A 12,151-nucleotide genomic window follows, 5' to 3' on the forward strand; every position below is an offset into this window, starting at 1 on the left:
AGGGGCTTGTGGATCATCAGCCGCGACCCGGCGTGATAGCTCGGCTTCAACCCCGATATCAGCACGATGGAGGCAGCCATCAGCACCACCATCAGAGCCACGATCATCACCATCCGGCGACGGAGCAATCGTAATCCAGATGTAAGATCAAACTCCTCCGATTTCATCTCCGTCTGAAACCGGGGTTCATAATGCACCGCCGGGAGCGGGACGTTGCGATCTGGCGGAAAAGTTGAAATTGTCATTGTGCGCTAACCCTTGCTTGAGGTTGCGCGGAGATGGTTTCGTAAAGTTTTTCCATCGACCGCATATATGCCTTCATGCTGAAATGGTTGAGATAATGGGCGCGCGCCTTGGCCGACAGGCGGTTGCGGACATCTGGATCCGTAACCAGTTTCGCCAGGGCCGCAGCCAAGGCATCCTTATCTCCGACAGGGACGAAGACACCGGTTTCGCCGTCGGAGATGACCTCGTCGTGCGCTCCGACACGAGTGGTGACAACAGCAAGTCCGTGGGAAAGCCCTTCGAGCACCGCCATTGCCAAGCCTTCGGCATGCGAGGGCAGGACCAGGATATCGGCACGGGCACACAGCGCGCGCGTCTCGTCGGCGCCAAGCCATCCCGGCATCTCAACCAGACCTGAAAGGCCCATGTCTGCAGCCTGGCGGCGATAATCTTCTACAGGCCCGTCGCCTGCCAGCACGGCGCGCCACCGAAGCTCTTTCATGACCGGATGGCTGAGGGCGAGCAGAAGTTCCGGAACGCCTTTGCGTTCGCTCAGCCGACCGAGGAAAACGACCAACGGCGGCTCGCCGGCACGAACATTGTGCACGCCGGGATCGGGCACGCAATTGTGAGCGATCACGAGGCGGTGCTCGTCTACGCCCAGAAGTGTCGCGAGTATCATGCGATCCCGTTGGCCCAGCGCCACGACGCAATCGGCACGCTGAAACATCCGGCGTATGAGCGATTGCTGACGCGGCGAGCGTGCAGCAAAGTCGCTGGCATAGTCGTAGTCGTGCAGGTGCAATATGTGAAAGCACCCGAGCAAATGGGCAGCCTCCGTCAGGATCAGTTTTCGGGAGGTGCTGCCGCGGCCCGCGATATGGATATGGTGAATGCGTGTTGGATCGACGATTCGATCCTTTGCCATCGTCAGGATGGCGCCCAGCAGGCGCAGCGACGACGTCGCCGCGGACCATCGGGGGCCTCTTGTGTCGGTGACGGCATGTTCTGCCCCGCCCTCTTTCGCCGTGCTGGTTATATAACTGACCAGCCTGCCAATGCCGCCGCCATTCTCGCAGCCACCCGGCACATAGTGGCGGACGCTCGCGGTGTTCCGCATCGCCATCTGATGGCCATCCGTGCGTACCTTCATCAGCATGATCCGACCACCTCGCGATAAACGGCTGCGGCCCGGGCGCCGACCTGTTCGGGCGAATTCGGTCCTGTGGCCCATTCGAGTGCGTTGGCGCCGAGATTGTTTCTAAGCTCGCTATTGTCAGCCAATATCCGGATGGCTTTTGCGAGCTCTTCCGCATTGCCCGGCGGAACCACCATTCCCAATCCGTTGGGCTGAACGGTCGCTCGCAATTCGCCCACGTCAGTCACGATAACGGGTTTGCCGAACGCCGCAGCAAGGTTGAGCACGCCGCTTTGAGATGCTTCGGTGTAGGGAAGGACGACAATGTCGGCGTCCAGGAAAAGCTGGGCGACCTCCGCGTCTTCGATAAAACGGTTGCGAATATCGTAGCGGTCGGCGTCTCCCATCAGTGGCTTAAAGACCCAGGGATCGTCGCCGCGGCCTGCGACCGTAATGTGCAGATTGGGGAGCACATCCTTGAGCATCGCTTCGGCACGGATCAGATGTTCCAGGCCCTTATAAGCGAAAATCCGTCCAAAGAGCAGGACGCGCAAGGTTCCATCGGCGGCACGTCGCGCCATCTTCTGCCGCCGCGCGAGTTCCGCATAGCGATGGATGGCAGGATGCGACAGGACATGGACGCAGTCCGGGGATTTTGAATATCGATCGAGGACCATCCGCTTCAGCCCCTCGCCATGCACGACGACATGCCCTGACTGTCTCACCATCAATTCCGGAGCCCAGCCGGGCAGCGTGCGCGTATCGGAATCGCCGGGATGCACCTCCACATCATGGACGGTGGTCACGAGCGGGATCGGGCGCCAGAACGGCGCGGCAAAGTTCAGCCAGAGCGTGGAATTGCTTAGGAGATGAATGAGGTTCGGCTGCTCGTGCCGGATGAGACGTGTGAGCTGATGCAGGAACCAGGGATTGGCGAGCGAGCGGTGCCGTGGCCAGTCCAGAAGGTGAAGATCGACGGCCGGATCGAACCAGGAAGCAAGATGCGCGTAGCGCCGGCGCGGAACGCCAAGGACGACCGGCATATGTTGCGCAACGCCGCTCGCGAAGGAAATGGTGTAGTCTTCCAGCTCCGAAACCAGCAGCAGCGCCTTCATTTCGCTGCCTCCGACAAGCCCACGTCCCGACTGGGGCGAGGGAGGTGGTAGGCGCTACGCAACGCGTCGCGCGTCCGCCGCAGCAGGTTTGGTTCTCCAGCGAAAAGCAACCCTTCGACAGCAAGCTTGAGCCGGGTGCGCGCATTAACGCCATCCAGCTCTGCTGCCGCCATCTGATAGGGATAGTGATCCGAAAGACTGAGCCTTGCCGGCAAGTCGTGGAATGAGAGAAACCGGTTCGTCGCTTCGACACTACGCTGCCAATGCGCCATTCGCCTTTTCAGCATGGAGACATCATCGACTGGCCGGTACCAGTTGTTGCTATGAATTCGGTAGAATCCAAGTGAGTCCGGCAAGGCGGCAACGTCGCCCAGAAATGGATAGATCCCCGTGAGCCACGCATCGGCGGATATGCGGAACTGTTCGGGAATCGGCCCTGCAGCATCCCACGCGCTGCGCCGTACAGAGATGGCCGATGTCATCGGGAAGGGCCACCAGCCGGCCGATTTGGTCAACTGCGGCGACAGGTCTCCCGAACACAGAGTTCGGGGGATCGGCTTGAGGGTCGGCGAGCCATCGATCGAAGTTGGCTGAAGTCGGTGGTAGACAAGCGATACTTCGGGATGCGAGCAAAAAGCCGCTGCCGTCGCCGACAGCTTGCCCGGTGCCCACCAGTCATCGGCATCCAGAAAACAGAGGATGCCGCCGCTGCTGAGCTTCACGGCGGCGTTGATCGCTGCCGCCTGTCCCGAGTTCTCCTGAAAGATCACCTTCACCCGGCTGTCGTAGGCTTCCAGAACGGAACGCGACTCGTCGCTGGACCCATCATCGACGACGACTATCTCGACGTCGGCAATCTCCTGGCTCAAGACGCTGTCGATCGCATGCCCGACAAAGCGACCGTAATTGTAATTGTTGATAAGAACGCTGATGCCCTGCCGCTCCATGACACCCTCTCAAGCGGCTTGCTGCGCTGCACTGCGGTGCAGCAACATGATCATGATCGTGTCCGTCGGAACCTCCATGATGGCGACATCCAGGGCATCCCTTTGCTTAACCGGGATCTCGCATGGAACTGGAGAGGTCGCCGCCAAAAATGCCGGGACGAGTGACGTTTCCATCATGTAATGTGCAGAACTAGGACCAGAACGCGAAACCATAGGAATCCCAACCCTCTAAGCGTCAACTACGAACAATCAGCCTGCGCCGGAACCATCGCCTTACGTCATCAGAAACTACTGCCCAGCCATGTCCTTCGCGCTATGCATTCCTTTCCAAGCTACCGGTGAATGGACACACGTGACATCTGCTCTTATTGGCAATCCCCTAGACCCTCGCCGCCACCCTTTGGGGGAGGGAACCACGGAGAGCGTAAGTGCAACCCGGTCCCTGGATAATGAGTGCATGCTTTAGACGTAGATGCCGCCGCTACCGGGGTTAGTTCCTTGGGGATGCCGTCGGATTGTTGTGATGCCGTTTTGATTTCGCCGACCTATGTTGCCGGCGGCGACGGTATCAGGATCGCAGTCAAGCTGATCGACAGTGCCGCACTGTTCGCCACCGCGCGACCGGCGTAGCCCTGCGCACCATTCGATGGTGCGCAGTCGTGGGCCTGCACCATTGCGTGCATTGAGGTCAGCGCCTGGAGGCCTGGTGTGGTTAGGCAGGCGCCCCGATAATCGGTGGAACAATGTTGTTGACGGCGAGCTGTGTCAGCACGTCCGCACTGAGCGTTCCCCGAACACCGGGATGGCGATGGCGGCCTTCCTCGGCATAGGAGTAGGTCTCTGCATCCGACGGACCGAATGTCATGAAAACCGCGACGCGGTCAGGCGTTCTGCCGAGCCGTCGAATGATCGATCGCGTCACGGTGAATGCCTTCTGAACATCCAGGCGAAGCAGTGGCCCGATCCGCTCGAAGAATTTGCGTAGGCTCCTGTCAACCAGTGTGGGCATCTGCCCGGCATGTTCGATACGGACGTCGAAGATAATCGCATCGCCCGCCCGTACCCCAAGTCCCTTCGCTGGCAGGCTCTGGACCAAACCCTTGAGATGGGATCTCGGTCGCACCTTCAATGTGGCGTTCGAGTTCTCGTTCTGGTCCTGCAGGTAGAATGCGATCTTGTAGACCCTGAAGCTCTCGTCCGAGAAAATACTTCCATCAACGCAGCGAGGATGGTGAGGGACGTCATTATGCCACGACGATGTCGTGTTGATCATGAGATCGCATTCGCCTGTAAGAACGACATCGAGCGGTTGCGTAATTTCTTTGAGGCGATTGAGGATCGTATCGGCGGTCATAAACCTGGCGACTTCGTCCACGGCATACATGGCGTGAAGCTGGAATTTGCCGCCGTACAGATACTTGCCGCCGGACCTCAGATATTGTTTGGCAACCCGCCGTAATCTTTCCACCTGCTCAGGCGCCAGGACATCCCTGATGACGATATAGCCATCAGAGGTCAAATCGTTCTGCAGCTGGTTGGTCATGCTGGGCGCCTTTGAAGGCTCTCTGGCGGGCACCCGGAATTCGTCTATTGAATTCACCCCTGTTGAATTCGCCATTGTCTCTCTCCCCGGCTTTGTCGCGCTCAAACCTCCCCAGCTTTGGCCGCGCTAAAGAGACTGTCTTCTGCGGCCGCGCGAAGGTCAAACCGCTCTTTTGGGGTAACGCTTATCAAAAAGAGCAATCAGGCATACCCCGAGGACGCTGCCTTACTTCGAATATTGTAATTCATTTCTATACAGAACGCAGAATTGGGAAGTCTTTCTACGTCCAATAGCTACAGCTGCAAGTATGGAGCCAACAGGCTTGCCAGCATATTCTAGCTGCAGTTTCAGTTGGCAAAAGCGTAGGTCATGAGAAATTCACCAGCAGACAGAAACCAAACTTCAGTCCTTGATCCAAAGGGTTCCCTGAAGTGGACGAATGTCCTTGGTGTTCGAGTTTCCGCGGTCAATCTCAAAAGCGCGACCGGGCTTATCGAAAAGGCGATTGAAGACGGCAGGAAAGAATATGTGTGCGTTCGCGACGCACACGGTGTCGTGCGGTGTCAAAAAGATCCCGAGCTTCGGTCCATCCACAACCGGGCGTTCCTCGTAACCCCCGACGGCATGCCGTTGGTATGGGCACTGAAACACGCTGGTCATGTGGAAAGCGACAGGGTCTACGGACCCGATCTCATGTTATCCGTTTTCACTGCCGGCAGCTCCAAAGGCTTGCGCCACTTCCTTTATGGCGCGACAGCCGAAACGCTCGAGCAACTGCAGGCGCGCCTTCTCGCAAAATTTCCACAAGCGCGGATCGTTGGCTCGTATGCGCCGCCCTTCCGCCAACTGTCGACGCAGGAGGAAGCGGATATTGCCGACCAGCTCAATCGGTCGGGCGCCGATATCATCTGGGTCGGGTTGAGCAGTCCCAAGCAGGAGCTCTGGATGGCGCGCATGCGCGACCGCCTGGAGGCGCCGATGCTCATCGGTGTCGGTGCTGCCTTCGATTTCCACGCCGGCCTCAAGCGCCAGGCTCCGAGGATCATTCAAAGAAGCGGCTTCGAATGGGTGTTTCGTCTTCTATGCGAGCCGCGACGGCTGTGGCGGCGCTATGCGCTCGTCGTGCCGACCTTCATCTCACTGACTGCCTTCCAGAGATTGGGCCTTCGAAAATTTCCGATCGAAGACGCCGTTTCTGGATCGGGTGCGTCGGGACAAAGGCCGTAGAGGAGTAAAAGCATCATGTCCTCATTTGCGCCGTCAGCGATAACATCGGGTCCGTCGAAGACCTCCGCCACAAATGACATGGCGTCCCGGGCAATTCCGGCAGGTTCCGTGCCACCGATAGCAGCCAGGACCACCGACCCCTTAGGGCAGTCAGGGCTGAACATGCCGATTGCACTACGGCGCCGGCTTCCTCGGCTTGCAACATCGTCACTCCTGGTTGCCGGCGACATTGCAAGCTATCTGGTTGCCTATTTTGCTCTCGTGTCTCTTCTTCCCAGCGGTTCGGAGAGCACGGTTTTGGAGCGTGCTTTCACCCTCGCAGCGCTGGCTGCGATCGTTCTTTATGCATCGGCTGGCCTCTATCCCGGATATCGGCTGCACGACCATGAACATCTGCGGCGGCGCACCATAGCTGCCGTCAAGGTGGCTGTCCTGGCGGCTTTCGGAGCAATCATCCTACCGGAAGGGGAACGACTGCTGCTTGCCATCATTGGTTTCCTCTGCCTCGGGCTGGTCGTTCAGCCATTCATGCATTGGTTCGCACGCGGCCTGTGCTGGAAACTTGGAATCTGGGGGGAGCGTGCGGTGCTCATAGGGGGCCGCAATCTTATCCCTACGCTCATGGCGCATTTCAAGGACCATTGGCAGTATGGCATCAGGCCGGAGCCCTTTTCGCCCGAGGACGCATCGTCCGACGGCGGGCCGTCCATTGCCCTGATTGCGGGTGACGCGGGCTCGCTTGTACCCGATCTGGCAGCGATGCGCGGGAAGTTCGCCGAAGTTATTCTCCTGTCCGATACGCCGAGCCTCAAGGTCAGCGGTTTGCGACCTGCGGATGTCGGCGGAGAGATCGGTATTCGACTCACCACCGGTGGGAGTTCGGTCAATACGGACCTGGTTCGCCGGATCCTCGATCTCGCGATCGCGGTCCCTGCAGCAATCGTGGTTGCGCCCTTCATCGCGATTGCGGCCGCCGCAATCTACGCCATCGATCCGGGACCTGTCTTCTTCCGACATGCCAGGGAAGGACTGTCCGGCAAGCCGGTGCACGTCCTGAAATTGAGGACGATGTACAGAGATGCGGAACAGCGCCTCGAGGCATTGTTCCGAGAGAACCCCGCCATGCGGGCCGAGTGGTTGGCCCATTTCAAGCTCAAGGACGATCCGCGCGTACTGCCGGTTATCGGACATCTCCTGCGCACTTCGAGCTTCGACGAGCTCCCACAACTGGCGAACATCATCGCAGGCGAGATGGCCATCGTCGGACCGCGTCCGTTTCCGGAATATCACCTCCTGGCGATGGACGGCGAATTTCGAAACAAACGCCGTTCCGTAACGCCGGGGCTCACGGGCCTTTGGCAGATATCCGAACGAAGCAATGCGGATATCGAGCTGCAGCAGCAACTAGACGAGTTCTACATCGACAACCGGTCCCTGTGGTTCGACTGCCAAATCCTTCTCAGCACAATCCCTGCGGTCTTCAAGCGCAGGGGAGCCTACTAACCATCCTCGTTTCTGCGGGGCAACCATCAACAACGGAGCACACCAATGCACGGACAAAAGCGAATTATGGTAACCGGCGGCACCGGCTTTCTGGGATCATTCCTGTGCGAAAGGCTCTTGCGAGAAGGCAATGATGTTCTCGCCGTAGACAATTACTACACCGGATCGCGCGACAACGTGCTGCATCTTCTCGACGACCCACGCTTCGAGATCCTTCGCCACGACATTACCTTCCCGCTTTATGTGGAGGTCGATGAGATCTACAACCTCGCCTGTCCGGCATCTCCGGTCCATTATCAGTTTGATCCCGTTCAGACGGTCAAAACCAATGTACACGGGGCCATCAATATGCTTGGCCTTGCCAAACGCACCAAGGCTAAGATCTTCCAGGCCTCCACGAGCGAAGTCTATGGTGATCCGGCAGTCCATCCTCAGCCCGAAGAGTATCGAGGCAGCGTCAATCCCATAGGGCCGCGGGCATGTTATGACGAAGGCAAGCGGTGTGCCGAAACATTGTTCTTCGACTACCATCGTCAGTATGGCGTGGAAATCCGGGTGGCGCGGATCTTCAATACCTACGGGCCGCGCATGCAGACCAATGACGGCCGCGTCGTCTCCAACTTCATTGTTCAGGCGCTTCAAAACGAACCGATCACCATCTTCGGCAACGGCACGCAAACGCGTTCGTTCTGCTACGTGGACGATCTGATCGAGGGCTTCATCCGCCTGATGGGCGCGCCGGCCGGTGTCACAGGCCCGATCAATCTCGGCAATCCGGGAGAATTCCAGGTCCGGGAACTGGCCGAAATGGTCATCGAAATGACGGGGTCGAAATCAAGCATCGTTTACAAGCCTCTGCCGGTCGACGATCCGACGCAGCGCAAGCCGGACATCAGCCGCGCAAAGCAGGACCTGGGCTGGCAGCCAACGGTGAACCTGCGTGAGGGGCTTGAGAAGACGATCGCCTATTTCGAGTGGAAGCTCTCTGGCGGAACCAGGAGCATGCCTGGCGTCCGGTCCCCGCAACCGGCTTACACCCATCTGCCCACCCCGGCCGTCGGCCTTCCTGTTCAGGAAGCCGTATCGATCGGCACGTGAACAGCAACGTCGATCATAAGGCGAAGCTCGTTTTCTTTCGATGGGATGGTGCCGGAAACATGAATGTGCATAGCATACCAACAGGAGCCGCCCCTGTGGGCGCAAAACAGCGGTTAGGGCCTATCGTCTTTGCAGTCGATGCGGCCTACGCCGTTCCCTTGGCGACCGCCCTCAGATCGGTCGCCGAGAACAACAAAAGCGCATGGCCCCTGGATATCCATGTCATTCATGAAGGAATAGGCGAAGAAACCAAGCGACGGATCTTTGATTCTCTGCCCGCAAACTCTGCCGTCATCCAGTGGCATCCCATCGGTACCTTGTCCTTCGCGAGCGGATTTTCCACTCGCCCCGGCGTTTCGAAGATGACCTTCGCGAGGATCCTTCTGCCGCAGTTCCTCCCGGAGACCTGCAACCGGGCTCTGTATCTGGACGGCGACATCCTCGTGCTGTCTGCGCTCGAACAGTTGTGGAATATCGATCTGGGCGAGGCAGTGATCGGGGCCGTACCGGATTACTGGCTGGACAATGTGGTGAGCAGCGGCAGGGGTGCTACAGGCGGCGCTCGGGTCGAGCGCTACTTCAACGCCGGCATTCTTCTTATCGACCTTGCAAGATGGCGAACCGAGCGAATATCGGAACGATCTTTGGACTATCTCGATCGCTTTCCGACCACTGAATATTCGGATCAGGACGCTCTCAACGTCGCCTGCGACGGAAAGTGGAAAGTCCTGGACCGCGCCTGGAATTTTCAGTTCGAGCCTACGCAGGCGATTGCTCGTATCACTCTCGAGCATAAGCCGGCGATCGTTCATTTCGTGACCAATGTGAAGCCCTGGAAATCAGGAAGCTTGAGCCCGAATGTCGCATTCTACGATACGTTTCGATCCCGGACCCGTTTTGCGCTCACGCGTCGGGAGCGCCTTCAAAGTGGCTTGAAGCGTGCAGGCTCCCGGCTGCTTGCCCGATCCGCCTTCTTGAGATCCGCATGGTCCTGCACGAAATCGGCCATACGGGCGCACGCCTCAACGTCGGCGCGAGTGAAACGGGGAGCGAAGAACACATAAGAGCGAAACCAAGCCGAATTCAGGGTGTCATGAAATGGCCCGAACGAAACTATTGCCTGCGGAGGAATAAGTTTGCAACGTGTTGATGTCGTAATTCCCTGCTACAACTACGCTCATTTCCTGCAGGAATGTGTTGAAAGCGTTCTTTCGCAAGCCGATGTCGATGTGCGCGTTCTCATTCTGGATGACGCCTCGCCAGACAAAACGCCGGAAGTCGGAATGGCCTTGGCATCCCGGGACAAACGGGTGACGTATCGGCGGCACACGGTAAACAAGCGCCACATTGCCACCTATAATGAGGGAATCGAGTGGGCCGGCGGCGACTTATTCCTGCTTCTTTCCGCAGATGATTATCTTTTGCCGGGCGCGCTGGGCCGCGCCGCGGAGCTTATGCACAATCATCCGGATGTAGGTTTCACGTTCGGGAACGCGCTCATCGCTGAGTCAGATGGCATCATTACCAAGCGGGTCGATCCTCTCGGAGACAATAATGTGCCCGCCATGCAGGTCTTGTCCGGTCCGCAGTTCATGCGGTTGAGCGGAGCAAGCAACCTAGTTCCGACGCCGACGGCCGTCGTGAGAACGGCGTTGCAAAAGCAGGTCGGCGGCTACCATAAGGAACTGCCCCATGCCGGCGATATGGAGATGTGGCTGCGGCTCGCATCGCATGCCGGAGTGGGCTACATCAACGAAGATCAAGCAGTATATCGCAGACATGCTTCGAATATGTCGCTGCAATACTATGGACAAAGTATTCTTCCCGACCTTCGACAAAGAAAACAGGCTTTCGATATTCTGTTTCGGCAGGGCGCAGATAGCCTCAAGAAAGATGAGAAACTAAGACGCTTTCTTGCCAGAGACCTCGGGAAAGAGGCGCTTCGACTGGCCGGCATGGCGTTCAATAATTTCGATGTTGCTACAGCTGTGGCTATTCAGCGCTTCGCTCTGGAAGTTTCCCCTGAAGTGCGAAATTCATTGCCCTGGATCAAGTTGGTCTGCAAGCAAACCATCGGGCCCAAATACTGGTGTGCCTTGAATTCTATTGGGCGACGAGTTGCAGGATGAGTGGTTCATCTGGTTCATCCGCAGGGCACGGAAACAATAGCCGATGGTTGAGCGCTTGATCGCTGCTCACGCCAAGACGGGGATGTAAGGCAGAAAATCGGAGATCTTCGGCAGTTTCGAACGCGCTATGGCGACTTCAGATATTCGGGTAAGCGACAACGGGTCCGAGGGTGCCGCGGCTTAAACAGAACCCCGGTGGCCTTTTGGTCTGCGCCACCGGGATAAGTTAGAGCAAGAACGTGCTTGCGGCATGTGAAAAGCTTTGATCGGACGACGGCGTCAGCACAGCGTCTTATTCGCGCTGAAGCCGGAAATACTACCCTGAAACAGATCATTGAGCTTGAACACAACTTCCGTTCTGTTCGTTGCTTTGACCTTTTTCATGATATTGCGAACATGCACCTTGACGGTGCTTTCTCGCAGATTGAGCTCATAGGCGATGATCTTGTTCGCCTTTCCGCGCCGAAGTGCCTCTACGACTTCGGCTTGACGATCCGTGAAGATCCCGGCCAGCGGGCGAGCGGTCGTGTTGCTGGACTCCAGCAAGTGACGCATGGCGAATAGCGTGCTTGCAGGCACAAAAACGCCGCCCGCTACCGACAGCGCGATCAGCTCCATGCAGACGCTGATGCTGACCGAAGCGGGTATGTAGCCCTTGGCCCCGTATTCGATCGCCCTCACGATTTGGCCGAAATCGTCGCTGTCAGCCAATATGATGACTGGTATCGCCCCGAATTCCGCAGCAAGGCTCCTGATCTGCCCCGAAACAGAGGGCTCGTCGATCTTCTTGCCGCCAATGTTCAGGAGGATTGCCGAAAGCGGCGGATATTCGTCGCATTTCTGCTTCCACTCCTCGACACTTCCGAATGCCAGTATAAGTAAATCCGTCTTGTAGGCGGCCATGCACTGCGCGAGGCATTGCCGATCAAGTTCACGATTGTCGAGGATCACCAAAGAGTGCTTTGGCCTCGACTGTAAGCTCAAACCAGTGGAACTATTATCTACCTTAAGTGGAAGAGCTACGTTTTCCTGCCTAAGGTCTAAATTTGGTACAAGCGCTGAATTCACTGCTTCATCCTCCCCAGCCGAGTTTCTCTACGCCTCAACAACAACCGAACACTCAAGCCCTTCAGATATGAGGGTTTGGCAGCACTAAAGTAGGAATTAAATACCACAGTTCCTTTTATCTTAAACTAGCTAATATAGGCTAAAGGAGCAGATTAGTT

10 protein-coding genes are annotated in these 12,151 nt (G+C 57.6%); 5 read left to right on the plus strand and 5 right to left on the minus strand.

Going from position 1 to position 12,151, the window contains the following annotated elements:
- Positions 1–241 precede the first annotated feature (241 nt).
- From AC1DM5_RS25960 to AC1DM5_RS25975, 4 genes are all read right to left on the minus strand, one after another.
- Complete coding sequence (locus AC1DM5_RS25960; protein WP_477824193.1) at positions 242–1,384, minus strand: glycosyltransferase family 4 protein; 1,143 nt, start codon at positions 1,382–1,384, stop codon at positions 242–244.
- A complete protein-coding gene (locus AC1DM5_RS25965) occupies positions 1,378–2,478 on the minus strand; it encodes a glycosyltransferase family 4 protein (protein ID WP_477975972.1) in 1,101 nt (366 codons plus the stop codon). Before AC1DM5_RS25965 ends, AC1DM5_RS25960 begins: the two co-directional genes overlap by 7 nt.
- Complete coding sequence (locus tag AC1DM5_RS25970; protein WP_477824195.1) at positions 2,475–3,425, minus strand: glycosyltransferase family 2 protein; 951 nt, start codon at positions 3,423–3,425, stop codon at positions 2,475–2,477. The genes AC1DM5_RS25965 and AC1DM5_RS25970 overlap by 4 nt, the downstream gene beginning before the upstream one ends.
- Positions 3,426–4,137: 712 nt before the next feature.
- A complete protein-coding gene (locus AC1DM5_RS25975; protein ID WP_477824196.1) occupies positions 4,138–4,968 on the minus strand; it encodes a phytanoyl-CoA dioxygenase family protein in 831 nt (276 codons plus the stop codon).
- A 369-nt stretch (positions 4,969–5,337) separates the two neighbouring features.
- Here AC1DM5_RS25975 and AC1DM5_RS25980 point away from each other — a divergent pair, with 369 nt between their 5' ends.
- From AC1DM5_RS25980 to AC1DM5_RS26000, 5 genes are all read left to right on the plus strand, one after another.
- On the plus strand, positions 5,338–6,195 hold the full coding sequence (locus AC1DM5_RS25980; protein WP_477824197.1) for a WecB/TagA/CpsF family glycosyltransferase: 858 nt from the start codon (positions 5,338–5,340) through the stop codon (positions 6,193–6,195).
- 15 nt (positions 6,196–6,210) lie between these two features.
- Positions 6,211–7,698: a sugar transferase gene (locus AC1DM5_RS25985; RefSeq protein WP_477824198.1), complete on the plus strand. Its 1,488-nt coding sequence runs from the start codon at positions 6,211–6,213 to the stop codon at positions 7,696–7,698.
- A gap of 45 nt (positions 7,699–7,743) precedes the next feature.
- The gene (locus tag AC1DM5_RS25990; protein ID WP_007813015.1) at positions 7,744–8,796 is read left to right on the plus strand and encodes a UDP-glucuronic acid decarboxylase family protein; all 1,053 of its coding nucleotides are present in this window, start codon (positions 7,744–7,746) and stop codon (positions 8,794–8,796) included.
- A 59-nt stretch (positions 8,797–8,855) separates the two neighbouring features.
- Complete coding sequence (locus AC1DM5_RS25995; protein WP_477824205.1) at positions 8,856–9,860, plus strand: glycosyltransferase family 8 protein; 1,005 nt, start codon at positions 8,856–8,858, stop codon at positions 9,858–9,860.
- Between the two features lie 72 nt (positions 9,861–9,932).
- Complete coding sequence (locus tag AC1DM5_RS26000) at positions 9,933–10,925, plus strand: glycosyltransferase family 2 protein (RefSeq protein WP_477824199.1); 993 nt, start codon at positions 9,933–9,935, stop codon at positions 10,923–10,925.
- A gap of 279 nt (positions 10,926–11,204) precedes the next feature.
- On the opposite strand, the gene AC1DM5_RS26005 is transcribed toward AC1DM5_RS26000, so the two are convergent.
- Positions 11,205–11,993, minus strand: a complete 789-nt coding sequence (locus tag AC1DM5_RS26005; RefSeq protein ID WP_477824200.1) for a LuxR C-terminal-related transcriptional regulator — start codon at positions 11,991–11,993, stop codon at positions 11,205–11,207.
- Positions 11,994–12,151: the final 158 nt, after the last annotated feature.

It is taken from the genome of Rhizobium sp. 01T437 (genome assembly GCF_056398505.1).